The sequence below is a fragment of the Arcicella sp. BE140 genome, assembly GCF_031456255.1.
Taxonomy (GTDB): domain Bacteria; phylum Bacteroidota; class Bacteroidia; order Cytophagales; family Spirosomataceae; genus Arcicella; species Arcicella aquatica.
Genome location: NZ_JAVDUE010000006.1, coordinates 30,963 through 56,781, shown reverse-complemented (window position 1 = coordinate 56,781; position 25,819 = coordinate 30,963). Strand labels below are relative to the sequence as shown.

Sequence of the window (25,819 nt, the reverse complement as noted above, 5' to 3'; positions counted from 1 at the left end):
ATTTTCAGTTCTTATTAAATTTCTAGTAAATATTTCATGCCAGCAGGGTTTTGATCAATCATTTCAAAAACCTGTTGTGCATCTTCCAAGGGTGAAATTTGAGTTATCATTTTTTCTAAAGGCAACGTGCCTCCAGCCGCCAAAGCTATTGCTTCATCAAAGTCTTCTGGTTCATAAACCCTAGCTCCTACCATTTTAATTTCTCTCCAAAAAAAACGAAACAAATCAACCGTCTTAGGCTCAGCATGTATGGCTACCATTACTATTCTCCCCCTTACTCTCGGTATTTGGGTCATGGCTGTTACGCCAGCTTGAACGCCCGAAACCTCAAAGACTACATCTGCCATAGCTCCATCCGTGAAATCTTCTACAGTTTTTACTAAATCTTGTTCAATAGGATTAACCGTTTCAAAACCCAGAGATTGAATAAAGGAAATTCTGTTAGGATTCACTTCAGAAATCAAAACATTTGCACCTTTATGCTTGGCGACTAGTGCAATTAATAAACCAATTGGTCCGCCACCAATAATAACAGCATTTTCTCCTGCCTTTAATTCGCCAAGGCGGACATCATGACAAGCAACTGCCAAGGGTTCTATCAATGCTCCGAGGCTTAATGATAGGTTTTCTGGCAAACGGTGAAGTGTAAACGCTGGCACATTCCAATAGGTCTGCATCCCCCCTGCTGAATCTATCCCGATAAATTTTAAGTTCTGCCCGATATGTCTAAACCCATTGTCTGCTGGTACTTCTTCGCCCGGATTTAGTGGACGAACGGTTACTTTTTCACCAACCTCCCAATCTGTTACTCCTTCGCCCAAGGCATCAATTATGCCCGATACCTCGTGTCCTATAATTTGAGGTGGTTTTACACGGGCATCCATTTTACCATGATAGATATGGACATCTGTACCACAGACACCGACGAATGCCATTTTTAAGCGAACTTCACCTTTCCCCAAAGGGATAGGTTCTGTATTTTTAAGATTAAAGGAATGATTCCCTTCATAAAACAGTGCGGTCATATATCTTCCCTAATAGGATATTTATGGTATGAATATTTTTAAAATGCTTTTGTTACTTTGGTCTTTCAACCAATTGAAGGACGTTTCCTTCAGGGTCAAAAAAAGTACGAACCCTACCCCCACCCGTAGCTGGGGAAAGTACACTCGACCATTTTATTTGATGTTTGTCTAAATGTATTATGCCTGCCTCGATGTCGTCAACTCCGAAAGCTACGTGCGACCAACCAGGTGTCAAGTTTGTGCGTATGGGGCGAGGGTTATTGTCTATCGGTAAAATTTCTAGAATAACGCCATCGGGTGCTTTTAATAGCCATATTGGTCTGGGGTCTTTAAAAATCACCTCAAAGCCCAACACTTCACAATACCAAGTAGCTAGTGCTTCTACGTTTTCAGCAGCAAGTGCTGGGTGATCTATACCTTTAATACTAAATTTTTCCATTTTTTCTATAGCTCTCACAAAGCCCAATTGTTAAGCTTGAAGAGCTGTTTACTTTAAAATTATAGTTTATTAAAATGATTAGAGAGGGGATGTCCTCTCTAAAATTTGTAAGAGATTACCTTCTATATCTAAAAAATTACGGACTCTTCCACCACCAATTGCGTTTGAAAGTTCGCCAGCCCATGTAATATTGTGTTGGTCTAAATAACAAATGGCTTGCTCTATATCTTTTACCCTCAAAGCCAAATGCGACCAACCGGGCGTCCAAGTAGTGCGTTTTTGCCTCGATGTATCGTCTTTTGGCATAATTTCGAGCAAAGTTCCGTCTGGGGCTTTTAGCATCCACACAAGTTTTGGTGGTTCGGTAGTTCTATATTCAAACCAAGGCTGATAACCCAATACTTCACAGTACCAAGTAGTTAGTAATTCGACATCATCAGCGGCTAATGCCGGATGGTCTACCCCCATCATTCCAAGTATATTTGTTTCTACTGCCATTATTGAATGTGTTTCAGTTGGTATTGTTCTCCTTCTTTTTGTATTTTCCAGGTTCTACCATGACCAGAAACCATAGAAAAACTATCTTCACTACTACCATCTAGTTTAAGTGTCCATTGCTTTTCATCGCTCTTTAGGGTGTAGCTGTTCTCATTTGCTTCAAATGCCCATTTTTCTATTCTATCAGGACTGTCCAAGGCAATGGCATGAACAACCATCCGACGACTTTGATTAGCCTTTTCGGTAAATCTAAATAATAGACTTTCGCCAGAAGACCCCTCTCCTAGTTGGTTTGGCTCTGGATGATAAGCGTCATGCAAAAAACCATATACTGGGTAAGCCCAATCTCCATTACCCCCATGAAAAATTTTCATACCTGCTTGGGGGCGTTTTATGGTTAAACAAGCACTCTCCTTTTGCCATTCTGTTTGTCCATCTCGGTTGTTTACTACCCAATTCCATAATGTAGTAACTGGTGCAACAGCGTGGATTTTATCGACAATGAATAAAGTATTGCTCCCTGCTAAAATCCAAAAACGAGAAAACTCTTCAATAGGATAACCATAAGCCTCTGCTACCTCAGCACCAATTACCGAAATCACATCGTCTTTTGTACAAATCAATCGTTTATCACCTCTCAATACCTTATCGCCAGCTTTTCCATTACTTATAATTCTTCTTGGGAATACACTTTTTTGCTCGAGTAAAGAAGCCTTTGCCAAGTCTTCTTGCAAGCCTAATGATTCTTTATCTATCAGAAAAGTACAAGTATTATGTGTTTGTGAGCTACTTTCTAAACCATGAATTAGGTTACGATAACAGCTGTGTCCAGGGTCTGCCAATAAACGTTCTTGATTATGTACCAAAATGAAACTATTCAAATCGCCATGCAAATGCCCCAATCCGTTAAGTGGCTCACTTCCACCATTGATGGCAACGATTGTTTTGCCATCCCAAGCATCTCGAATAAAAGCATTTCCATTACTGAATGATGCCGTTAGGGCTAAACTTGCTTGCTCTGGTGAAATACTTTTTGTTTCGTAAGTTAACAAAGGTAAGGTCAGAAAACCCCAATCGTTTCTCATGCCCAAAGTAGCCAAATCATGTGGTCCTTGGGTGGGTATAGCACTATAATATTTTTCAAAAAGCCATTTTGCCAAACCCCTTTCTTCCTCGACATTGCTTCTAGTTGCAATGTGAAGGAGTACATCTCCAGAGGGGCGAAATATGGCAGCACTATCATTAAAGTTTGCTGCTCTGGCCCTAGGTTCATCACCCCAACCTTTTAATGGTTTAGAATAAAACATACTGTTAACAAACCATGCTATTGAATTTCCTACATTGGCTAATGAAGTTTCTTTATTGGTATTACTCCGAATGATGGCTTCATTGACAAAAGTCAAAGCCAGTAATAAATAATTTCCATACTGCAACGATTCTCCATACGAACCATCCTCTTGCAAGGCATCTTGACAAAGTGTTACTTCGGGTAATAATTCATTGACTGATTTATCGTCTGCTAAAACCACCGAGGCAACAATTGCCCCGCTTACTAAAATACTTCTCCAATTGGCTAAATGATTGTTTTTAGCTATCCATCTACGGCACAGGACTAACCCTTTTTCTTGTAAGGCAATTTTTATTTCTTCTTGTTCGCTTTCAGTAAAAACTTCTTTTGCCAAATCGTACACTGCCGAAATACCCCAGCAAAGATGTGCTGTTTCCAGGTGTCCTGTGTATGGCTCTGAATGATCACGAAAGGCTGGACCAACCCAATCATAGGTCGATTTTCTAACAATGATTAGTGTTTCTGTTTTAAGCCAATATGCTAATGCTGCCGTAGGTTTTAGAGCATAACTCATAGCAGCATCCGAAAGGTATTCTGCCGCTGAATGCCACCAAATGGTAGTAGGGTTGAATCCTAACAAAGTGCCTGATTCTACTCTTGCATATACTCTTTCTTGAAGTGCTTTGAAAAACTGAGTCAACAGTGTATCGCCATGCTCAAGAGCATTAAGAATTCGCTGTTTTTCAGTACTATTTAAAAAGATTGCCATATCAAAAATATCCTCCGTTTTTCACAACATCTGTTGGCTTCATGCCGCTTTCTACCATTTCTCTGATTTCGTCTTCTTTGAATAGTAATTTCTCAGCAGCAACAAGTACATCGTAGGCGATATCTTGTGGTATAGAAATTACGCCATCAATATCACCAAAAATCCAGTCCCCTGGGTTTACAATTACTTCGCCCATTAGGATTGGTTTAAGATAATGGTACATCCTAAAACGTCCTAACATACCAGTATTTGATTTGAATTGGTGAAACACAGGAAATCCCAATTCTAAAATAGCCTGAGTATCTCTGATTCCATTGATAACCGCTCCCCTACAGCCTATTTTTTGGGCTGCCATGGTCATTACTTCGCCCCATTGCGAGGTTACTTTATCACCAGTGCAGTCCCATACTACTACAGAATCTTCATATAGAGCTTCTAGCATTTCAGCCCTCATTTCAAATTCCCCTTCGGTAGTAATGTCTGGTCCACCTTTTACCGTAAATGCTAGCCCTGCCAACTTCATTTCTTCTCTAAGAGGTTCAAAACAAGCTGGCAAACTGGTTGCGTGCATTTGATAATTAAATCGAAGTACATCATTTACTGCACCTGTATAAAGTCGAAGGTAACGTCCCCTCATTTCGGCAACCGAAATCGGGAAAGGTGATTTAGAAATATGTCCGTTGGTGTTCATTATGCTAAAAATTTCATGTTATCAAAATTGATTTCTCTGATCAATACATAGTCGGGCTGGTCTAGTACAAAAACAATAACCTTAGCTACATCTTCTACTTTCAGGAATTTCTCGCGTGCTACTTGTCGGTCTCCCCAATAATTGCTGTCAGTAGGGCCTGGGTTTATATCTGTTACTTTTATGCCTAGTTTCAACGCTTGGTCTGCCAAGCCACTGCTTAACCCTCTTGCTCCAAATTTAGAAGCACAGTAAACAGGCGCAGAAGCATTAGTGCGTTGCCCCCCCATTGAAATCACCGTTAGAATATGCCCCGATTTGTTATTTTTCATGATTTTCAATGCCTCACGATTACATAGAAAAACACCTTTTACGTTGACATCAAACATCTGCTCGAAAGTGTCCAGTTCTGTAAGTGAGAGGTCATTGGTTACCAAGCCCAACCCTGCGTTATTCAATAGTGCATCCACTGTTCCAAAGGCTTGTAAGCAAGCATCAAACCCTGCTTTCACATCAGTTTCTGAGCTGACATCACCTTTAAAAGACCGTAGATTTTCGTGTGAAATCTCATTAGTAAGTTGATTGGTACGACTAAAATCAAAAACCTTTGCACCAGCCTCTAAAAGCATAAGGGCTGTTGCTTTGCCTATTCCGCTAGAAGCCCCCGTAATAAATACTACTTTGTTTTGTAAATAACTCATTTTGATTGGAGGTTACGTTTTCTAAAATATAAGAAAGATGCTGAAACAAGGCACAATGTCCCTGCAGCGAGTGCCAATTTTCCACTAATAAGGTTACGAGATGGGAAACCCATGATGATAAACATAAGCCCTGTAAGCCCAAATGCAATGCCGTACATCAATTTGATAGTATCTCTGAATTTATCGTTTACATTAGTTTCCTTTTCGGGTACAAAAGGCACTGTGAGCTTATGGAAAAAAGTATCTACTTTTTGGTTATATGCTGAATCTTTGGATGGAAATAAGCCTGAAACTGTGAAAATGGTAATACAGAAAGCTATTTCTATTAGCGTGGCTACTTCCCAGCTAATGGCTTTATTGGCATTCATAACAAAGCCCAATAAAGTACCTAAAAACAATGTTGCTAAAGCTCCCCATGGTTGAGGTTTTCGCATCAAAACACCAAAAATCACAGGTACGATCATCGGAACTGCAAAAACACCTCCTAGTAATTTATTGGCTTCAAAAGCACCACCAAAACCTGACACGAACAAGGCTCCTATAGTAACTATTGCCCCAACAGCGAGTGTCATAAGCCTACCTACCAAAAGCGACTCTTTACTACTGGCGTTAGGTCTGAAAACTCTCTGATAAATGTCTCGGGTAAGTACGCTTGCCGTTACGTTATATTCAGCACTTAGAACCGACATCGTAGCTGAAAACATGGCGGCCATCATTAGCCCCATAATGCCTTCAGGAAGTAGTTCCAAGCAAAGGCTAACGTATGCCATCTCGGGGTTCTGTAAATTGGGTAAAATAACACGAGCTGCTAAAGGTGGAAATAGAAAAATAACGGGGAAAATAAAAAAGAAAAAAGCCGATAACGCCGCTAATTTCTGTCCATCTTTTTCGGTTTTTGCACTATAAAAACGTTGAATAAATGTCCAATTACCTAAATAACGAATAATGAGTAGTGCATAATAGGTAATTAACCATAAAGGCATTCCTTTTTTACCATTAAACCATGTCATGTTTTGTGGTATTACAGCTTGCATATTTTCAATCCCCCCTGCTGCCGTGTAAGACAGCGGAACAAGAATTAATGTAGCAAAGAAGAGAATTACAAACTGTACCACATCGGTTACAATAACCGCCCAGAAGCCCCCAATTACGGTGTAGAGCGTCACCACGACACCACAACCAATAACAGCAGTTTCAAAAGATATACCTGATGCTGCTGTAACGAAAAGCCCAATCGAATAGAGTTTAATCATGTCGTCGAGTAGTTTAAACACTACACCACTCCACGAAAATATTTGTCGGATAGGGGCATTGTAGCGCGTTTCTAAAAACTCTACTGGACTCATGATACCTGTTCTTTTCCAGCGTTTAGCAAAGAAAAATATGGCAATTAACGAAGGAAAAATAGTTGCCCAAAGTACGGTAATGGCAACCAAGCCGTCTGTATAAGCAATGCCACCAAAAGCTACAAAAATAACAGTACTGAATTTGGTCATAAAATTACTGATACCCCCAGCAATCCACGAAACACCACTTCCACCTTTGAAATAATCGTTAATATTTTTGACCAATCTGCCCATAAAAATTCCAATACCCGACATGATAATCATGTACAGAATAATGGCAGAGTAGTCTAGTGCTTGTAGTTTATTCATGTTTATTTAATGGTTAAATGGGCTAAAAATCCCAATGTGTATGGGGATATTACCCTAAATCCGTTTTTTTGTAAAGCCTCTCCACCTTTGTTTACTTGGGCTGTGCCTGTCAGGTAGCCATCGGGTGCGAGGTAGGGAAAAAGTCCTATACTTGCATTCATTGCTGCTTTTTTGGCGGTTTCATTCAAAAATCCATGTTGAAAACCAACCTTCAAAGCGGCAGCAATACCTGCTGTTCCTGAGGTTTCAAATCCTGTGTCGGGCTGGTGAAAAAAGTTGTACCAAAGTCCGTTGTGTTGTTGGTAAGTCAGCACTTTTTCAACTGATTTCTTGAAGGAAATTGTAAGTGATTCTTTCTCTGTACTTTCGGGTAAATGCACTAAAGTTTTTGCCAAACCCAACAAGTACCATGCTACTCCTCTGCTCCAATTTTCAAAGAAAAGTTCGCCTTGCTCTGTTCCTCTTTGATAAATACTATTACCTTTTTCTAACACTTCAATCCTTGATTTTAACGTCTCTATAGACAGCTTAACTAAATCTGGGCGATTCAAGACTTTTGCTAAAACTGCTAAAGGATAGCTAACCGTATAACATTCTTCGGTTTTTACCATTCTATTGTTGCCTGTTCCATCGGCTATTACTCCAAGTGTATTGGCGTGTGCTTCACAAAAAGAAATGGCGGTTTCTAAAAGTGGGTGTGTTGGGTTGGTTTGTGCTAAAATGGCAAATGGCAAAATAGATTCTACTGTATGGATTTTTTCTATGGTTTTAATATTATTCAAATTACAGTACACCAAGCTATTGTTGGCAAAATACAAGTTTAACTGCTGTTCCAAAACGGTTTTTGCTTTGGTAGAATGTTTGCTCAGGTCTAGCAAACCGTCCCACACGATGCCTTGTTGCCAACCAAACGTTTGTAACGAGCCAAACGAAAGTAGGCGGTCTTTCCAAGCATCTTTTTGTAATTCTTCTCCATACACTAAAAGGTGTGGTAAATAGGCTTGGGGGGCGGTTTTCTCAGAAGAACTTCCTGTAAAAAACCAAAAAGGTTTTGTTCCTTCTATCATTCTTAAGGTTACCCCTTCTGAAAAAACAGCCTTTATATGCTTTGCAGGGATCTCTAGTTCAAAGGGCTGTAATAATGCTGCAAAGCGAAAATCCCAAACGGCAATTTTTTTGCCAGAAATGGCAGTTCTTACCTCTAAGACTAATGTTTCACGCACATCAGTGGCACTTGTAATTCGTAATCTAACAAATTCTGTTTTATCAGGAATGGATTGATTCCATGATAATTTCACCTCTTGCCTTAATGAAATTTCACCAAATGACAAGTCGAAAGGAATATATTTACCCTCTGGTAAGGTCGCCTCCGAACCACTTAGTTTTGCTAACAAGTACTGATAATTACTTTTTTTATCCCTACTGCCAAAAGCTGTAGCTACAGCTGTAGCCATAGTAGTTGCTATTGCAAGCATTTGTCGTCTGGTAAAAAAAATGTTCATATTATATTTATTTAAAAACCAATTTAGGTAATTCGCTCTCTATGTATTTCAACCAATCCTCCTTCGTCTCGAACTGTGGAGCTTTGTTCCAACCAGCACCTACATAATAGGTAATAGGTTTCCCTGAGGTTGCCTTCACCAAAATAAACTTTTCTTTTTCATAATCTTTAAATCCTTTAAAATCAGCTGGGTTTATCATAATGCTTGTACCTAACTCACCATTTTCGGGCATATACGATTCCCAAATTGTGAGCGAACCTTTTTTAGCATCAGTAATTATCTCAGGTTTTTTTGCGTAAGCAATGCCAATACCGACTGTCAGAGGTTGTTTTGAATCTGTCTGAAAAGTGCTAACAACTTTAAAGAAGTTAGTCCTCGTTTTCATAGTAATTACTTTATGTTCAGAAACTTTGAAATCACCTACTTGCCATGGGTCGAAAATTAATTCAAATGCAATTTCATCCTCAGTATTTTTTAGAATGCGATGGCTTATATAAGGCTTGGAGATATAAGGTTTATTATCATGCCAAATTGCTGTTCCGCCATCTCCACGACTGAAACCTACATGGAAAAAATCACAACCCTCGCCGTGGTCTATATGATATTCTACTCCTTGGGCATTCAGACTATACCATTTATCAATGATGGGATAATCAACAGATTTTGTCCAAACATCAATTCCGCTACTAACTCTGTCTTTTACAGGAGACCCATATACCCTAAAGGCAACTCTATCGTTTTCCCAAAGAATATTACCATTGGCTTCGGGCATGTAACGTATGTAGGTTTGTGGTTTAATGGGTTTACCAAAATCGGTAACATAGCAACCCATACTTTTGGGGAGTGTAATCTCTTTGATGCCCATGTTAGAGGCTTGTGTAAAAACTAGAACTACAGGTCCAAAAGCGTGTGGGTCATTAAGCTTCCACTCTTTTTTGATATAGTCTTTTTTAGTCCCTTTCCCAGGACATAAGCATCCAGAACAAGTATTACTCACAGAGCCATCGGAAGAGATGTACGAAGTATAGCCACTTAAACCCTTAATAAATTGAGGCAAATATGACTTGGCTAAAACACCTTTTTCAATACAGATACCAATCCCAAAAAGCATCAAACCACTACCCGAAGTTTCAATGTATGAAGTGTGGTCGGTCATTTCCTGATTCCAAAGTCCTTGCTGATTTTGGTATTTTAGAACTGCCAAAAAAAAACTTTTTGCCAGTTCATTTACTTCTTGTTTTCGTGGGTGCGAATCAGGCAAATCTCGTACTAATGTAGCCAATGCTAAAGCTCCCCAGCCATTTCCACGGCTCCAATTATCTTCTGAAATAGATTTTAGCCCAACAAATCCTCTACCTTGATGTATTAACCCGTTTGGGTCTTTTAGTATTCTAAACATCTCTACTGTTTGATAAACAGCCAAATCTAAGTATTCGGGTTTATTGAAAGCTAAACCACTGTAAAGCATATAAGGTGTTACTGGAAAAGCACAGTCTATCATAAATTGGTCAAGGCTGTCTTTAAGCCACGGGGCTGTCAGAAGCCCCTCCGAAGTACGCTTTTGATTTTTGTACATCTTGTTGGCATATTCCAAAACATGATCTGAAAAAAGATTCGTCTTTTTCAAAAAATTCAAGTAAGCCACTCCCGAACCCCCAGCCTCGTAGCTAATAAGGCTTCCTCTACCTTTTATTTTCTTAGATTTAAAATCCTCAAACAAACCCACAGTTTGGTTTAAAATACTAGCATCTTTTTGTGTGGCAGCAAGTTCACTCATGCCTTGCATCAACAAACTGCCAGGGTACAAACCTAAGTCTATTTCAGATAACCCTTTTTTAAGTACAAGTTTTGCAATGGCTTCAGTATCCAATTTATCATTTGTTGGTTTGCTTTTTTGAAAAGACGCTTGCACGTTAGCTAAGCCCAGCACCCAAAGGAATTGTATTAAAATATATTTTTTCATTACTCTGATGGTTATTTTTATTCCTTGTATTGGTCTTTCATACTCTTATAAAAAGGGGAGAATTATTCTGTCTGATTGATTTTAGCTTCACCGTCCTTTTACTGAAATTTCACAGCACTCGGATAAGTTCTAATCTGAATGTTACCGATTGAATGAGCATTGGTTACAACTTTTATCAAAATTCTAGTCAAATTAGGGTTTGGTGAATCTTGTATATTTTGTGGTTTTGAAACATCTTCTATGATAATTTCGGGTAATATCATTTTATCACCCTTATTTTCCACTTTCAGTTTTAATGATTTACCATCCTGTTCAAGCAAAACTCCATAAGAAGTAAGTGTTACCTTTGCTTTTGTAAGCCATTGAAAGCTGGCCTCAACACTATTTGCCCTTGTTTTCCAAGTATCCTCTATCACCATTGATTTATCTGAACGTAATTCAATTTTACGGATTACTTTTTCTACTTGAGAGGCATAAAGCGTACTAAGATCTAGTTCATTTGTGTTCATCCCTTGTTTCGTTGGTTTTAGTACACCAAAACCAGAAATATCTTGACGAGCATTATTAAACCGCAATATATTATGCCCTTCTGGCCCGCAACGGAAGGTTGTCCAACGATTACTGTTTTGCGAATAATCCCATAAGTCCAACTTTGCAGCACGCATTTTATCATAATTTTCTGTACCCAAATCCAATGCCCAACGTACTCCATCAGCTTCAAGTACAAAACTGCCAACATCCATGTGTCCATGAGAATTATTAGGTGTTCCGCCCTTTATGGCTATAAAGCTGGCATTGGCGTCGTCCCATCCCGAACGAATTACAGCCATTGGAAGCCCGCCTTTGGCTGTCCAATGCACAGGGGCTTTCGTATTTATTTTTTGTTTAAGGCTTGGTTTCCACCAGAGTATCTCAAGTGGAAAATGCCTGTTTGGTATTACTTTTTTGCCTCTCGCTATATCAATACCCTTCACTGTGGTTTGGTATAGATTACTCAAATCCTTCAGTTCATCTTTTACTAAATCATATCGGTTTAGTTCTCGCCCAAACCATAGCATAATGGGTTCGTTAAGGTTTTCGATGTGATAGTCTGAATAGTTAAAATCTTCACCTGTAGGACCAACCATCTGATTGTTGTAGTCGGCAGTTTTCAAAAAGCCTTCCATTTTGTCTATGCCAAAAGCTTTACCGAATACTGACCGCAACGCTTCTATTTCAAACACATAAAAACTAGTTCCGTAGGACCAATAACTTGGCCCTTCTGGATATGAACCGTCTGGTGCGTATTCTACACCAGCATAAGGAATATTTTTTAAGCCTCGTTCTACAATCTGCCGTGCTAATTTTGGTTCATATTCAGCGATTGAAAGTGCCGCAATCGTCAATCCTGCATGACAAACTGGGTTCCAATTGAAATTACCATTAACCCAACTTTTGTTATTTTCTGCCTCTTTTACTTCTAATGAGGGCAAAAGAGCCTTATTGATAATGGCATTTATAATTAATTCTTTTTCAGAAGCCGTAAACTCATCATGAAGCCAGTCAAATGCAACACCTGCCGCCAAACAGGCTTCTCCTACATCCAAAAAATGCCCTGTACCCCAGTTTGTTAATGCCGCTAATTGAAGTACTTCTGCTTTAGCTTTTTCTAGGTACTGCTTATCACCAAAAATTCTGTAACTCAATGCCAACGAAAGTATTCTGCCTTGTACATTTCTACCTGTACCAAAAGTATTAATGGCGTTTGGATAAACGATTTTTTCGGCAACTAGCTTTTTATCTGCATCTGTTTTAAGTAATGCTAAAAGTTGATTAGTTACATCATCTTTCTGTTGTTTTAATGATGCTATTCTAACATCGTTTGCAAATAACCTGGGATGCTCTGGCAATTTTTTCCAGTCTTCGTCCGTAAGAAAGCTAGCCGTTTTAATAGATACAACCTGAGCTTGTACTTCTAAAACGTATAAAATCAGTATCAAGATTAAAGAAATATAAAAGGGTTTTTTATTCATTTTTTGTTTGAATGACTTTATAGTTAGAAATGACATCTCCCATCATTTATCCCATGCTTATCCCAACTTTATTATAAATATGATTTTAGAGTTTACTAATTATCTATTTTGTATACTTAAAAGCTCTTTTTCTATAATTAACACAGGCGAGTCGTACACTGGAATTTGCTTGAAACTATAGCGGTTTCCTGTTCTGCTCCAAGCTGATTTTGGTATTTCATAAATATGCCCTGTCATTAAATCTACCAAAACTGGTTTTACGAAATTGCCTGCTTCAATGGTTAAATCGATTGGTTTTGTTAAAAAATCGTTGGTGGGTGTTTGAGCATCCAACCAAAGAGTAATTACTTGTTTTTTAGTGGTTAAGTTTTGATAACCAAAGACCGAAATAGATTCTTTGGCATCAGTACTGAATTTAACATTTGGGTTCAGTTCTAATGAATTATCAAAAATTGAAGCTAAATTTTGTAAGGCATAATACGCTACTTTTGGGCGAATAGCGGCTTTGGTTAAGTCTGATTGAATGATGCCTTTCATATTCAAAACTGGTTCTTTTCCTTCGTACCTAATATCTATAATAGTAAAAACAGAGGTTTCGATGTCCCTACCTAAATCGCCTAATAGGCGACGCATATCGTATTTTGCCTGAGAGTATTCTGTCCAATAATACTTATCAAGAGCATAGCTCGGAATATAATTTGACGGAGCTCCGTTTTCGCCCTGTCTCAGTAAAAGGGTTTTAGAATACTTATCAATTACTTTTTTCAAAGCCATCACTCCTTTGTAAGAATCTTCTGGACGAAAAGCGTAGCTATGATATGAAATCCAATGAAACAAATCTAGTTTTCCTTGTTCAGCAATTGGCTTTAAAAAGCGATCTAAATATTCAGTATTGGTATGCGATGCAAAAGCCAAACCTGCAATTTTAGCCTCAGGCTGAATTCTTTTGATAATTTCTGCTGTGCGTATATTTAAGGCTGCTACTGTTTCTGGACTATTATTTTGCATTGGGTGATCTGGCTCGTTCCATACTTCCCATTCTTTTACTTTGCCTTTGTAGCGAACAACCATCGCCTCTACCCAACGGTCATAAGCTGCGTATCCTTCTGGCGAGGTCATGATACTATTCAATAAACCCTTTGCTCCGCCACCTTCGTAGATGGGGTTTCCATAAGATGTCTCTAACCAAGGTTCTATATTGTTGGCTACGGCAAAATCAATAATTTCATCCAGCCATTGCCAATCATATATGCCTTTTACTTTTTCGGTTTTGGCCCAGCCAGCTTGCAATCTTATTTTTTTAATGCCCAATGCAGGTAAATATGCCTTATAAGCATTAAAATCAGTATAATCTCTATCCAAAGTTTCGCAACCTACAGTAATTCTTGAGGATACAATTTCTTTAGTTGAACGCGGTTTTACCGTTCCGATTTTCTTGTAAGCAATCGAAAAAGGGGTTTTTACTCTATCGCTCGATGTATCTATAAACTGTGTGAACCCTTTTGTAGTAAAGAGTAATTGCACAGCTAAAAGTAGGATTTTATTATTTTTAAACATCATTACAGAGTTGTGTTAATATCGCGTTAATACTTATTACCTTACTTTGCTTGTTTAATTTTATCTACAGTGATTGTAGCAGAGTCATTCATTATTTCTTTGAAATTAAGATTATCTTTAATGCCTAATATCCTGGATTTTGTTCAAGTTTTGCATCTTTGTTAGCCTCAATTTCTGAATATGGAATTGGGAATAAAGCATTGAAAGGTTGTATCGTTGGTCCGCTAAGTGCGTTATATTTTTTAACTCTTTCTACCAATTTCCCCATGCGTGAAAGCGTAATACGGCGGTCTTCTTCGTACATTAATTCTCTAGCTCTTTCATCCAAAATATAATCTAGCGTTACTTCGTCGGCTGTTACAGGTTTGGCTTTAGCCCTGTTTCGCACCAGATTGATATCGGCGGCGGCGGCGGAAGTATTGCCTTTAAGTAACTGAGCTTCTGCTCTCAACAAAATAGTTTCGGGCAGGCGAATCATATACATATCTCTGAAAGTAGCACCTGCCGACGTTTTCAAGGTTAATTTAGTTTGGTCTTGAACCACACCTGCTGGGTGTTGACCCGGAGTAGTGATTTTAGATGGATAAGGAAACCAACGCCATCTACTTGTAGCATTATTCCAGTTTGGTGCTGGGAAGTCAATTAAGCTTTTGCCAAAAAATCTTGTTGAAAGTGGGTTAGTATAAATAAAATCTCTTGGAATGTTAAATGGCGATGTTCTAATATCAGTCACCGAAGCATCCAGTTTACGGTTATCTTTTTTTGGGTCTAACCCCCAAATTTCGTAAGTCCAGTAATCAGTAGGCTGAACAAAAGCAACCCCTCTACCTCCAGAATTTAAAGTGGAAGCCGAAGCACCATCAACTAAAGCAGGTTTCCCATCAGGGTCAGACATTGAGAATGTAGCAGGAGCAGCTACCCTTTCTAAGTTGTTCATACCCGTTCCAGATGAGGTTAATACACCTCCGATTATATCTAACTCGTACTGAATCACCCAAATAGACTCTGTATTGCCTGATTTTCGGTTCTGATTCCCCACTCTGAATAAATCATAGAATACGTCACCTGGTTGGTTTTTCAAACTACCAAAACGCTCGGTCATCAATTTTAAATTCGATTTTTCAATCACTTCGGTAGCAGTAGCAATGGCTTTGTCGTAATCTTTAAGGGCAATATACGTTTCTGCCAGTAAATGATTGGCTACTGCTTTGTTCAGTTTTCCGTCTTTTACAGCATCAACATTTGGTAAGTTGGTCGCTGCATCGGTGGCATCTGCCACAACTTGCTTTAACACATCATCTTTTGGGGTTCTTGTAAAATCACTTTTAGGAGTGCTTACTTCATCAATAATCAAAGGCACGTTCCCATATAAATGCACCAATTTGAAATAAGCATAAGCCCTAAACAATTTGGCTTCACTACTAAATGTTTTCTTTTGGGCATCGGTCAAATTTGACTTTGCCGCCCGTGAAATAATTGTGTTAGCATTCGAGATAATCTTGTACCAACGAATCCAGTGCTGCTTTGGAATATCGCCCTGTGGGGTTAACCCAACGGCGTAGCTGCCCAAACGATCTGTTGCCAAACGTGCATTGAAAGCCAAGTCTGTACCTAATACTTCTGAATAAATAGTTGCACCAGCATCTACACTCTGAATGGCACGTACTCTGGCATATAAATCGGTAAGAGCGGCCTCAAAGTTTCCAGCATTAATAAATGAGTTTTGTGGACTATAAAAATCTAAGGGAACTTCTTTCAAAAACTCTTCTTCGTTACAACCTGTGTTGAGCAACAAACCGCTTGCCAAAAGAAATATTTTAAATATATTATTTTTCATTTTTTTAAAGTCTTAGTTGATTTATTCAATTAAAGTCTCCTCTTTCTGAGTGAGATTAGAGGGTTTAAAAAGTAATTTCAAGACCCAAAGAATATGATTTTAGGACAGGGAAAGCATTAATAGAGGTTACGCCTAAGGCCGTGTTGACAGTGCTACCATCTGTAGGAGTTAATGTCGTATTAGTTTCAGGGTCCCAACCGTCCCATTTAGTGAACGTGAATAGGTTTTTACCACTCACAAAGATTTTTGCGTTAGTAGCACCTATTTTCTTGGCGACTTTATCGGTAAGACTATACGACAATGAGATGTCTTGTAGTCTTACAAAATTTCTTTGGAAATACTGTCTTCCTCCAGCTGGTGAAGATACCCATGGGTTTGGATATTTGCCGTTGGGGTTACGTGGTGACCAGAAATCGGTGAAATCAAACCAGTTTGAGTTAGTGGCGTTGCCAGACGTACCGTTGTAGCCATAAGGGTAATTGGCACTTAAATAGCTATTACTACCCCCTTGAACCGAATTAATAAAAGCACGCAGTGAAAATTGCTTGTAAGAAAACGTATTTTGAATACCGAATTGATAAGCAGCTTCTTTATTGCCCAATATTTTTCTATCATCAGCTGCCGTTATTTTTCCATCACCATTCAGGTCATTAAACTTATAAGTTCCTGCCTGAAAACCTGCTAATTTCTCGTCGGCTAGTTGATAGATACCTTTTACTTCATAATCGTAAATTGTGCCAATTGGTTTTCCAATAAACAATCCACTTGCTACAAGGTCATCTTCTATGCCATCGTTATTTTTATCTTCCCCTAGAATGCTAACTACTTTATTACGATTACGGGTAAAATTAAGGGTTATATCCCATTTAAAATCTTTTGTTTTTAATGGAGTCCCATGAATCATAAATTCAAATCCAGAATTGTTTATTTGACCTAGATTGGTGAATACATTTTGAAAACCAGACGTTTGTGGTAATGTTTTTTGCCATAAGAGGTCATAAGTATTTGAATTATAATACTCAATGTTTCCGTCGATACGGTTATTTAGTATAGCATAGTCTAGTCCTATGTTAATACCACGTGTTCTCTCCCATTTTAAATCGGCGTTAGCCAGTGTAGCTACAGACCTACCAATAGAAGTAAGTCCACCATCACCAAAAACATATTTTGAAGCATCATCCGACGAAACACGTGCCAGTGAACTATACCTACTTACTTTATTACCGTTTTCGCCATAACTACCTCTGATTTTTAGGTAATCAATTACTCGAATTTTCTTGAAGAAATTTTCTTCTGAAATTACCCAACCTAGTCCAACTGAAGGAAAAATACCCGTTTTATTGTTTTGTGAAAAACCGCTAAAACCGTCACGTCTAATCGTTGCTTTTATTAAATATTTACCTCCATAATTATAGGCTATGCTTCCCATTTGGTACAATAATGATTCTTTCCAAGCTTCAGATGATATTTTTTGAATCTCTGCTTGCTGTAAACTATTGTAGGATAAGTTTAAATCTGAAAAACCAGTACCAGAAGTAACTGTACGATTGAAGTCCGATTTGTTGTATCCATAAACGGCTGTTATGTTGAAATTATGTTTACCAAAATTATGTGAGTAATTAAAGATATTATCCAGTGTTTGGTCGTACTGAGTTGCATCATTTTTAGAAGCAGAGCCTGTTTGCCCAGCTCCGTAAATACTTGCCGAGTAGTTTTTGAAAAACTTCAAGTTATTCCCAAAATTTAGCCGATAACTAAATCCGGGCAAAGCAGGGATACGTACAATTCCGTAGAAATTCCCGACAAATCTATTTTCAACTTCATATCGGTCGTTTTCTGTTGCTAAAAATGGGTTTACATTAAAATCACCAATTGGGTTAATCCTATAATTTCCATTATCATCTTTTGGTAATACCAAAGGATTTGTACCTACAATTGAGTTCATATCTGGAGCATCCTTAAAAAAATTAGTAAACGAGCCTGACGTATTCGCTCCTAATGTTAGCCATTTAGCAACTTCAGTATCTAAGTTAATACGTATGGTATATCGTCCATAATCATCATTTTTGATAAACCCTTTTTCATTGGTATATCCCCCAGACATAAAATAGTTTGTCTTGTCTGAACCACCTGAAATACTGAGTGCATGATTAGTAATAATTGAATTTTGTGTTAATGCCCCATACCAATCAAAGTCATTATCAGTACTAACGCCCGCCAAGGATACAGGAAAAAGCTCAGAATTGGCAAATGTCCAAGTAGGATCTGGTACAGTATAGCCTGATTCTTTGGTGAATGCTTTTAGATAGTTTATATCTTTTATTTTTTCTAAAAAGGCATCTCTTCGGAGTAGCTTCGCATTCACTGTCGGAGATGAAACAGCATAACTGCCAGAGTAAGTAATAGTGGGTTTTGTTGCAGTTCTTCCCGATTTTGTAGTAATTAAAATTACCCCATTGGCTGCCTGAGAGCCATAAACGGCCTTACTACTTGGGTCTTTTAGAACATCTACATTCGCTACATCAGCAGGAGCAATATCAGAAAGACGACCATTGAAAATAATTCCATCAACAATAATCAATGGAGAAGTATTACCGTTTAAAGTAGAAGTACCCCTTATATTGATTGATGCTTCATCGCCGGCACGATTAGTTTGACTAATTGTTAAACCAGGCAAAGAGCCTTTCAAAGATTGTAAAATACTTACATTCGGCGATTCCTTAAAGGCAACAAGATCTGCCGAGGCAATTGAACCTGTTAAGTCCTTCTTCTTTTGTGTTCCATAACCAACTACGACGATTTCTTCAAGGGCATTGGCTTGAGGAAGTAATGAAACGTCAATTATTTTTTTGTTACCTACAATAATCTCTTGAGAAAAATACCCAACAAAAGAAAAAATAAGCGTCGTATTTGGATTGGCAATTTTTATACTATAAACTCCATTTGCAGAGGTTGTAACTCCGATAGATGTTCCTTTTTGAATAATGTTGACACCGGGCAGAGCTTGTCCGTTTTCATCAGATACTGTACCCGAGATTGTTTGGGCTGTTGCAGGCAGTACCAAAATCCATAAAATAATCCAAGATAGATACTTTTTAGATTGTTTTGTAAATATTGTTTTCATTGGATACTTGATTATACTTTATCATTGTTGAATAATACTATCACAATACAATATTATTAAACATAAAAATAGCAAGCAAACATTTGAATAAAAATATTTATAAATAGTAAAAAAACAAGATTGTATTATTATAATAGTACAATTCATAGTTAATATTTGAATAAACACATATGTTTTAGCCTTAAAATGGTTATATTTTAAATTTTCCAGTGAAAACTAAATTTGTACATAAACTTTTAGTTTCTTTCAGAAAAAGATTATATTTACTCTCACAATAATAAAGTATGGTACAAGTAATTATCAAAGCATTCGACATTCTGGAGTTAGTAGCTAGAAAGAATGGACAGGCAATATCACTCACCGAGATTTCAGAGGAACTCAATCTGAATCAAGCTACAGTAGCCAATATCATCAATACGATGGTATCTAAAGGCTATTTAGAACATATCGGCAAGAAAAAGGGCTACAAATTAGGGCTTTCGGCATATAGTCTTACCAATGAAGTTTCGTATGAAAAAGATTTAGTAAATGCCGCTAAAGATGTGATGGATGAGCTAACGAAAAACCTGAACGAATCGTGTATATTAGGTGTATTACAGAATTTTAAACGATATATTTTGCACGTAGTAAATTCTAATCATGATATTCAAGTACAGATTCGGTCGGAACGAAACGTTTATGAAACCGCTAGTGGACGCTTATTGATTGCCTACCTTTCACCTAAAGACTTAGATAGATTCTTAAAACAAAATGGGTTGCCTGATAAATTAATCTGGGAAGAAGCAACTACTTTGAAAGGCCTAACCAATGCCTTAACAAAGATTAAGGAAGAAGGGGTTTCCAAGACATCATTCAAGGATAAACATTTAAAAGGATTTGCCGTGCCTATTTTTAGGAATGATAAAGTTGTGGCTGGACTTAGTATATTTCTCCCAGAGTATAGATGCCCCATTTCCAGAGAAAATGAAATTATTAAAAATTTACTTAATGCTTCTGTCACTATTTCAAAAAAATTAAGTGATACTTCGTCACTGTAATTATAATCATATCTTCATATATTGTAGTGTCGGTATGAAAATTATCTGAATAAGCTATTTAATGACTTATTCAGATAATTTTACATTTTTAACTTTTCTAAATACACAAATAAATGTTGGAAATCTTTTGCGTACAATCTCATTATATTACCTAGCCAAAATAATCATTCCATACAATAGTCCTACTACTACATAGGCAGAATTAATGGTAGCATCAATATCAAAAGGGGCAAAAACGCCATCTGGGCACCCTACATCTTGCAACCATTTATTTTGAATTTCATACCAAGTTCCTTTCCTGTCCACGTACTTTTTGGCAGTAGGCAATTCAAAAGGGAGTATCGCTATTTTTTATGAGTTGATAGATTTATTTGAGCAACATCAAACACTTGGGCTAGGCTTTACTATTTTATAAAAGATTATATCATAGCACTGCAATTTGTCAACGAGATTCTAGTTGCTTTTCAAGAAGACCTCGGCACATCATTGCATGCTGAAATTAGGATATTGAATTTATCGATTCATCATCGTTTAGGTAATTTTGATTACTTGAGTTATGATTTGTTATCACTGGAAAGAAAATTGAAAAGAAATACCATGCCCTAGAAAAAGTAGTGATTCAGGTATTCAGAAATGTTTTTACGCTTAACAGACGCTCTCAAAAACTATGGAATACGTTTAATGAGCTATCAAAAATGCCTTATCATCAACCCATTATCAAAAATCTGAAATTAGATAAATGGGTATATAGTCGATTGTTTGAGAAGCATAGAAACGAATAGATTATCCTCAATTAAGCGTTATATCTCTCTTTCAACAAATTCATCATATATACATTTATTTCCCATTGGTTAGCGACAGGCATTTGTGTATAAGGCAGTACGGGCATATAAGTAGCTGGGCCAAATTCGGTAGTAACAGTTGGTTGAGTTCCTTTTTTTTCATGGGTTGCTACTACTTTATCCCACCAAGCCAGATGTGTATCTAAGGTTTCTTTCCATTCTGGGGCTCTTGGGTCGTTAACTTGAGGTCCTTCAGGGTGGCCTACTCTGCTATGAATGTGATTGGCATGGTCTATCGCTAGGGTTACAGCTTCTTGCTGATCATCCAATAATGACTCGTGGACGTTGCACCAATGAGAAATATCTAAACAAATGCGTAAATCAGGGATTTTTGTAAGGTATTCATAGGTAATATGAGCCGCAAACAGACTTTTTCCACGATGTGTCTCATGAATAATAGGTACACCCGTTTCTTGACTAATACTCCTTGCCAAATCAAATAATTGCTTATTTTGTTCAAAACTAAAGTAATCTTTCCCAGTTTGGCAATTGATAAAAATCGGATTGGCTGCAATAAGGTTTTTTAAGTACTTCTCGTAGTTTTGTGCATGTTCGTCAATATTTTTTTCATGAGATTGCCAATATTGCCCGATAAACTCAAGTTCAAAATCTTTTAGTACGCTCAAGATTTCTTGTTTTTCATCTTCTTCAAAAGGTAGGTGCATTTCTACACCATCGTAGCCAGCAGATTTTACATTCTGGCAAAAAGTGTGAAAAGGAAGTGTATTGCCCCAATGAGGGGCATAAAATTTAAGTTTCATAATCTGCTAAGTTGCGTATTTATAAAATTAATAATTCTACTTCAAAGCAACATCTGCTTCTTTAAGTAAAAAGTCAGCAGCCTCTTCGCTTAGTCCAGCAGTTTCCCACGTTAGCAATGCTTCGTCTGGTACAATATCAATTGGGGTGATGCTTGAATTAGAAGAGGCAGAATCGTTATAAGGAATATTAGAAGCACGATTATAACATGAAATCATCGACCAACGAGGTTTATCAGATAGGTTGGCTTCTGAACGGTGTAATAAATTACTATGAAAAAATAGTACATCGCCAGCCTCTAATTCTACATACACTAAATCCATAGTTTGTAGGGCTAAATCGACATATCTTTGCGATGCCCCAACTTGTTCGCCCGAAAAACCATGCTCTACTCTTCCCATTTTATGCGACCCCTTAATTACTTGCAAACAACCATTTTCTGGGTTGGCATTGGTAATGGCTACCATTACCGACATCATTTGATCGGGCAATAAAAACTCATTTTTATACCAATAACCATAGTCTTGATGCCACTCCCAAGCACCGCCTACACGTGGTTCTTTTTGCATGAGTTTTGAATGAAAATGGCAAACAGAAGCATCGCCGTCCAACAACTTATCAACTGCATTAACCAAGCTTTCGCTTCTAGTCAGCAATCCGTAAATATCATTCCCAGGCTTGTACCATAACGAAAGTTTACTGCGTTTGCCCGAACTATCATTTACATTGATGGCATTTTTGCTAACGGTACTATCGTCTATTGCTATTTGGTATAATTTTGAAGCTTCTTCTTGGTCAAAGAAACCCTTAAGAATCAAGTATCCGTCTTGATTGTATTGTTCTATCTGAGCTGGATTTAATAATTGCCTTGCCATGTTGTTATTGATTAATATTTGGTTATACTAAAAAAGCTAGAAATTCATTGGTTAATGTTTAAAAAACAGTTATCTCAAAAAGCTGACCATTGTATTGCTCGTTTATTTTTACTTTAAAACCCGTTTCAGATAATTGCTTGCCTGTTGCTTGAATGATTTTTTTACCCGAAATGGCTTCTTTGATGATATAGTTTCTTTCAGGGTTGAGGTATTTTAGGGTTACGAGTCTTTCGGTTTCTAAACTTCCATGTTTAAATACACCTATAATACCACCCGATTTTGTATCGGTATTAATTCGCTGAAAACCGTCCCATAAGCCTTCTTTAGGTTCGCCGAAGCCCGCTAAATCTTGTCTGAAACTCATTATTTGGTGTTTGTTTTCCATTGCCTGTAACCAGTCTGCATAGCTCCTATACTTTTTAAAATCGGGTGTCGATAGTTTTCTTGGGTCACCTAACATGATAGGCAAAGCACCTGCCAGAGACTTAATGTGCATTTCCCAACCTACATCTTGCATTTCAGGATTCCCAATTACCAATGCGGTTGCTGGGATAGCAGGCGAACGCCACCATGCCATATTTCTTACTTTTAAATCAACATTTTCGTCGGGTGGGCCATAAAAATTAGATAGCCAATCACCTTCAGCGTGTTTCAACATGGCATAGTCAATCAGTTGCAACCCTCCCATTGTTTCTAAGGTACAATCAATAAATAAGTTGGGTTTTGCTGCGTGCAATTCATCAAAAAGCCTCCAAACGTTTTCATAATTCATATAAAATGATTCATGCTGATCTTTGTGCTGATGGTTTTTAGCATAACATCCAGTATTTTCTTTGCCAAATCTGTATGGACTAGTCACAACAGTAAAATCGAGTTTCAGGTATTCAAGTCCGTATTCTAATGATAGTTTCATCAAAACGTTTTTGATATAATTATACCAATCCGTACTAAAACAAGCCGTTCTCATTTTTAAATCATCTTCATGCAAATTTGCAGGATTTAGATTTTGGTCTAATACAAACCATTCTGGGTGTTCTTTATAAACTTTACTATCGGGCGACGCACTGCCTACGCTTACCCATAAGCCTGGCTTCATTCCTAAAGATTTGATATAGTCGAACACAGGTTTTAGGCCGTTTGGAAACTTCTTCTTGTCAATCATCCAATCTCCATAATTATCATTCCAGCCATCGTCAATAATAAACTCCTTCATGCCAGCATCCGCAGCAGATTTCGCCAATTCCATGACCAATTTTTCGTTAATATCCTTACGAAAAGGCACCCAAGTATTATAGATAAAAGTGGGCTTTTGCGATAATTCTGATAGCCTAATTCCAACATGTCTACGTACAAAATCTGGCACAGCGGTATTAAGTATTTCGTCTGGGTCTTTATGGTTATTATAAACCATTGTAAATACTTGGGGTGTTTCAAAGGATTGCCCTTGTTGGATATGTTTTCTAAAAGGGAAACGAGAATCCTTGTGTGTTAATCCGCTACAGATTGTTGGTTCTTGCCAAAAAACTGAGGTATGTTTAATTACTCCAGCGGCTTCGTTGCCAATTACTATACCTTGTTGCCAATCGCTATTGTGTACTGTTAGCAGGGCGTCTTGCATATTCCCATCATAAGGACCGATAGAACGCCTTCTGCCATAGTCGTGGCAAATCCAACTGAATGTAGTTGCATAGTAGCCCGTTACATTAAATTTTTCAATATCTACTGATTCTAATGATACACTTTTATCTGATAAATTTTTAATTACCAAGCTTTTACGAATCACTGGTAAATTAGGGTATAGTAAATACTTGAGCGTAAGTTCTACTTGTTTGTCTTCGCTCAGAATTGTCACAGCTGCACCATCTCCTTGTTTGGTATCAGTAATTTTTTGAATACCAATCAAAGTCCAATTACCTTTTCCAGCATATATTTTATCGTTAATCTCAAATTGAAATTCTGGATTATTCTTTTCAAAGTACTTAAAAATACCTACTACAGGTTTGTAAGAGGTTGTACCAACGCTTCCTGATGCACTTGGTAGCTTTATATTTCTCTGGACAAATCCGTTGTTTAAAATCAATTCACTATCTGTCCATTTTGCAAAAGAATACTGAGCCTTCACAAAACTTATTGTAAATAGGTTTATTACAAAAAATAACAAACAATTTTTTGCAATATCCTGATATTTAATAAGATGAATACTTATTTTTTCTTTGAAATTGATTTTTTTCTTATTCATTTTCTATTTTGAGATAATTGATTTTGTATTTTATTAATACAAAATTCGTCTATTCAAAGAAATAATACCTAAACGATTTTACTAATTCCATGGATTATTTTACTTTTATCAAAAAGGAATATAACTATGCAAAAAAGTAGTGGTTTTGAAGGTGAACTAATTATTGAAATACCCAAAATGGTAGTTAATACCATTAAAGCTTTGCCATTAATTCAATACCTTTATATAACTCGAATGGGCTTTTACCCCAAAGCATTACATCATTATTATCAGCGTCCACAAGGTATTTCAGAAACAATTTTAATTTACTGCACTCATGGTAAAGGCTGGATTAAAATTCAAAATGATATAGTTGGTGTTTCGGCTGGAGAAATATTCGTTATCCCCAAAAATATACCTCATTCTTATGGTGCAGACGCACAAAATCCATGGACTATTTATTGGTTTCATTTAGAAGGGAACAACACCAATGATGCAACAAAAGCGATTATGAATAATGTTAGCCAGAGTGTTCAAGTAGGGTTTTCGGATGAACGAAATGAACTGTTCAAACAAATAGCCAATACGTTACTAAAGGGCTACAGTACTACAAATCTGTTATTTGCTAACCTCACTTTGCCTTATTATCTATCTACTTTTATTTCACCAGAGTTTTTTCAGAAAATAAATGATAAAAATCAACCCGCGAGTTCAACCGACAAAGCCATTAAGTTTATGCAAGAGAACCTTTCTAACACCCTAACGCTTGATGACATCGCCCAGTCAGCCCACCTTTCAATATCTTTCTTTTCCAGAAAATTCAAGGAAGATACTGGCTATGCTCCAATCGAATACTTTAATCATTTACGCGTTCAGAAAGCTTGTCAATTGCTTCATTTCAGTACTTTACGCATCAATGAAGTTGCCTCTGAAATCGGTATCGACGACCCATTTTATTTTTCAAGATTATTCAAACAGCAAATGGGCGTTTCGCCTGTTCAATATCGCAAAGGCGAAAGTAATAACTGAA

The 25,819-nt window shown here is 37.4% G+C and carries 20 protein-coding genes; 3 read left to right on the top strand and 17 right to left on the bottom strand.

The features are described 5' to 3' along the window. Positions 1-14 precede the first annotated feature (14 nt). The 13 genes from J2Y60_RS10885 to J2Y60_RS10825 form a co-directional block, all read right to left on the bottom strand. Positions 15-1,025, bottom strand: a complete 1,011-nt coding sequence (locus tag J2Y60_RS10885) for a zinc-binding dehydrogenase (RefSeq protein WP_309917940.1) — start codon at positions 1,023-1,025, stop codon at positions 15-17. Positions 1,026-1,077: 52 nt separating this feature from the next. Beyond that, positions 1,078-1,464 (bottom strand): VOC family protein, encoded by a 387-nt coding sequence (locus J2Y60_RS10880; RefSeq protein WP_309917943.1) that lies wholly within the window; start codon positions 1,462-1,464, stop codon positions 1,078-1,080. Between the two features lie 78 nt (positions 1,465-1,542). Then, positions 1,543-1,962, bottom strand: coding sequence for a VOC family protein (locus J2Y60_RS10875; protein WP_309917945.1), 420 nt, complete (start codon positions 1,960-1,962; stop codon positions 1,543-1,545). After that, positions 1,962-4,019, bottom strand: coding sequence for a heparinase II/III family protein (locus J2Y60_RS10870; RefSeq protein WP_309917947.1), 2,058 nt, complete (start codon positions 4,017-4,019; stop codon positions 1,962-1,964). The genes J2Y60_RS10875 and J2Y60_RS10870 overlap by 1 nt, the downstream gene beginning before the upstream one ends. Position 4,020: 1 nt before the next feature. Then, on the bottom strand, positions 4,021-4,710 hold the full coding sequence (locus tag J2Y60_RS10865; RefSeq protein ID WP_309917950.1) for an RraA family protein: 690 nt from the start codon (positions 4,708-4,710) through the stop codon (positions 4,021-4,023). Beyond that, positions 4,710-5,408 (bottom strand): SDR family oxidoreductase, encoded by a 699-nt coding sequence (locus tag J2Y60_RS10860; RefSeq protein WP_309917953.1) that lies wholly within the window; start codon positions 5,406-5,408, stop codon positions 4,710-4,712. The genes J2Y60_RS10865 and J2Y60_RS10860 overlap by 1 nt, the downstream gene beginning before the upstream one ends. Next, positions 5,405-7,063 (bottom strand): sodium:solute symporter family protein, encoded by a 1,659-nt coding sequence (locus J2Y60_RS10855; RefSeq protein ID WP_309917956.1) that lies wholly within the window; start codon positions 7,061-7,063, stop codon positions 5,405-5,407. The genes J2Y60_RS10860 and J2Y60_RS10855 overlap by 4 nt, the downstream gene beginning before the upstream one ends. Positions 7,064-7,065: 2 nt before the next feature. Further along, positions 7,066-8,565: a glycoside hydrolase family 88 protein gene (locus J2Y60_RS10850; RefSeq protein WP_309917959.1), complete on the bottom strand. Its 1,500-nt coding sequence runs from the start codon at positions 8,563-8,565 to the stop codon at positions 7,066-7,068. A gap of 7 nt (positions 8,566-8,572) precedes the next feature. Further along, positions 8,573-10,528, bottom strand: coding sequence for a DUF4861 family protein (locus tag J2Y60_RS10845; RefSeq protein ID WP_309917962.1), 1,956 nt, complete (start codon positions 10,526-10,528; stop codon positions 8,573-8,575). A 98-nt stretch (positions 10,529-10,626) separates the two neighbouring features. Next, positions 10,627-12,540: a heparinase II/III family protein gene (locus J2Y60_RS10840; RefSeq protein WP_309917965.1), complete on the bottom strand. Its 1,914-nt coding sequence runs from the start codon at positions 12,538-12,540 to the stop codon at positions 10,627-10,629. A gap of 99 nt (positions 12,541-12,639) precedes the next feature. Further along, positions 12,640-14,097 carry a GH39 family glycosyl hydrolase gene (locus J2Y60_RS10835; RefSeq protein WP_309917969.1) on the bottom strand — a complete coding sequence of 486 codons (1,458 nt, stop codon included), beginning with the start codon at positions 14,095-14,097 and terminating at the stop codon, positions 12,640-12,642. Between the two features lie 124 nt (positions 14,098-14,221). Then, positions 14,222-15,934, bottom strand: a complete 1,713-nt coding sequence (locus tag J2Y60_RS10830) for a RagB/SusD family nutrient uptake outer membrane protein (RefSeq protein ID WP_309917971.1) — start codon at positions 15,932-15,934, stop codon at positions 14,222-14,224. Positions 15,935-15,998: 64 nt separating this feature from the next. Then, positions 15,999-19,058, bottom strand: a complete 3,060-nt coding sequence (locus J2Y60_RS10825; protein ID WP_309917974.1) for a TonB-dependent receptor — start codon at positions 19,056-19,058, stop codon at positions 15,999-16,001. 284 nt (positions 19,059-19,342) lie between these two features. On the opposite strand from J2Y60_RS10825, the gene J2Y60_RS10820 reads away from it, so the two are divergent. After that, positions 19,343-20,095, top strand: coding sequence for an IclR family transcriptional regulator C-terminal domain-containing protein (locus tag J2Y60_RS10820; RefSeq protein WP_309917977.1), 753 nt, complete (start codon positions 19,343-19,345; stop codon positions 20,093-20,095). A 147-nt stretch (positions 20,096-20,242) separates the two neighbouring features. Here the strand turns inward: J2Y60_RS10820 and J2Y60_RS10815 are convergent, their stop codons facing one another. Next, positions 20,243-20,401 carry a hypothetical protein gene (locus tag J2Y60_RS10815; protein ID WP_309917980.1) on the bottom strand — a complete coding sequence of 53 codons (159 nt, stop codon included), beginning with the start codon at positions 20,399-20,401 and terminating at the stop codon, positions 20,243-20,245. Positions 20,402-20,709: 308 nt separating this feature from the next. Here J2Y60_RS10815 and J2Y60_RS10810 point away from each other — a divergent pair, with 308 nt between their 5' ends. Then, positions 20,710-20,877 carry a hypothetical protein gene (locus J2Y60_RS10810; RefSeq protein ID WP_309994625.1) on the top strand — a complete coding sequence of 56 codons (168 nt, stop codon included), beginning with the start codon at positions 20,710-20,712 and terminating at the stop codon, positions 20,875-20,877. Positions 20,878-20,888: 11 nt separating this feature from the next. Here J2Y60_RS10810 and J2Y60_RS10805 read toward each other — a convergent pair whose 3' ends face one another. Genes J2Y60_RS10805 through J2Y60_RS10795 form a run of 3 tightly spaced genes read right to left on the bottom strand, consistent with a single transcriptional unit; the run spans position 20,889 to position 24,810 of the window. After that, positions 20,889-21,698 (bottom strand): TIM barrel protein, encoded by an 810-nt coding sequence (locus J2Y60_RS10805; RefSeq protein ID WP_309917983.1) that lies wholly within the window; start codon positions 21,696-21,698, stop codon positions 20,889-20,891. Between the two features lie 36 nt (positions 21,699-21,734). Beyond that, positions 21,735-22,571, bottom strand: coding sequence for a phytanoyl-CoA dioxygenase family protein (locus J2Y60_RS10800; RefSeq protein ID WP_309917986.1), 837 nt, complete (start codon positions 22,569-22,571; stop codon positions 21,735-21,737). A gap of 58 nt (positions 22,572-22,629) precedes the next feature. Next, on the bottom strand, positions 22,630-24,810 hold the full coding sequence (locus J2Y60_RS10795; protein WP_309917989.1) for an alpha-galactosidase: 2,181 nt from the start codon (positions 24,808-24,810) through the stop codon (positions 22,630-22,632). A gap of 126 nt (positions 24,811-24,936) precedes the next feature. Here J2Y60_RS10795 and J2Y60_RS10790 point away from each other — a divergent pair, with 126 nt between their 5' ends. Next, positions 24,937-25,818 (top strand): AraC family transcriptional regulator, encoded by an 882-nt coding sequence (locus tag J2Y60_RS10790; protein ID WP_309917992.1) that lies wholly within the window; start codon positions 24,937-24,939, stop codon positions 25,816-25,818. Position 25,819 lies beyond the last annotated feature (1 nt).

Bases quoted from the DNA above. Each gene is read 5' to 3' on its own strand.
- J2Y60_RS10885 (WP_309917940.1), bottom strand. From the start codon at position 1,025: ATGACCGCACTGTTTTATGAAGGGAATCATTCCTTTAATCTTAAAAAT.
- J2Y60_RS10880 (WP_309917943.1), bottom strand. From the start codon at position 1,464: ATGGAAAAATTTAGTATTAAAGGTATAGATCACCCAGCACTTGCTGCT.
- J2Y60_RS10875 (WP_309917945.1), bottom strand. From the start codon at position 1,962: ATGGCAGTAGAAACAAATATACTTGGAATGATGGGGGTAGACCATCCG.
- J2Y60_RS10870 (WP_309917947.1), bottom strand. From the start codon at position 4,019: ATGGCAATCTTTTTAAATAGTACTGAAAAACAGCGAATTCTTAATGCT.
- J2Y60_RS10865 (WP_309917950.1), bottom strand. From the start codon at position 4,710: ATGAACACCAACGGACATATTTCTAAATCACCTTTCCCGATTTCGGTT.
- J2Y60_RS10860 (WP_309917953.1), bottom strand. From the start codon at position 5,408: ATGAGTTATTTACAAAACAAAGTAGTATTTATTACGGGGGCTTCTAGC.
- J2Y60_RS10855 (WP_309917956.1), bottom strand. From the start codon at position 7,063: ATGAATAAACTACAAGCACTAGACTACTCTGCCATTATTCTGTACATG.
- J2Y60_RS10850 (WP_309917959.1), bottom strand. From the start codon at position 8,565: ATGAACATTTTTTTTACCAGACGACAAATGCTTGCAATAGCAACTACT.
- J2Y60_RS10845 (WP_309917962.1), bottom strand. From the start codon at position 10,528: ATGAAAAAATATATTTTAATACAATTCCTTTGGGTGCTGGGCTTAGCT.
- J2Y60_RS10840 (WP_309917965.1), bottom strand. From the start codon at position 12,540: ATGAATAAAAAACCCTTTTATATTTCTTTAATCTTGATACTGATTTTA.
- J2Y60_RS10835 (WP_309917969.1), bottom strand. From the start codon at position 14,097: ATGTTTAAAAATAATAAAATCCTACTTTTAGCTGTGCAATTACTCTTT.
- J2Y60_RS10830 (WP_309917971.1), bottom strand. From the start codon at position 15,934: ATGAAAAATAATATATTTAAAATATTTCTTTTGGCAAGCGGTTTGTTG.
- J2Y60_RS10825 (WP_309917974.1), bottom strand. From the start codon at position 19,058: ATGAAAACAATATTTACAAAACAATCTAAAAAGTATCTATCTTGGATT.
- J2Y60_RS10820 (WP_309917977.1), top strand. From the start codon at position 19,343: ATGGTACAAGTAATTATCAAAGCATTCGACATTCTGGAGTTAGTAGCT.
- J2Y60_RS10805 (WP_309917983.1), bottom strand. From the start codon at position 21,698: ATGAAACTTAAATTTTATGCCCCTCATTGGGGCAATACACTTCCTTTT.
- J2Y60_RS10800 (WP_309917986.1), bottom strand. From the start codon at position 22,571: ATGGCAAGGCAATTATTAAATCCAGCTCAGATAGAACAATACAATCAA.
- J2Y60_RS10795 (WP_309917989.1), bottom strand. From the start codon at position 24,810: ATGAATAAGAAAAAAATCAATTTCAAAGAAAAAATAAGTATTCATCTT.
- J2Y60_RS10790 (WP_309917992.1), top strand. From the start codon at position 24,937: ATGCAAAAAAGTAGTGGTTTTGAAGGTGAACTAATTATTGAAATACCC.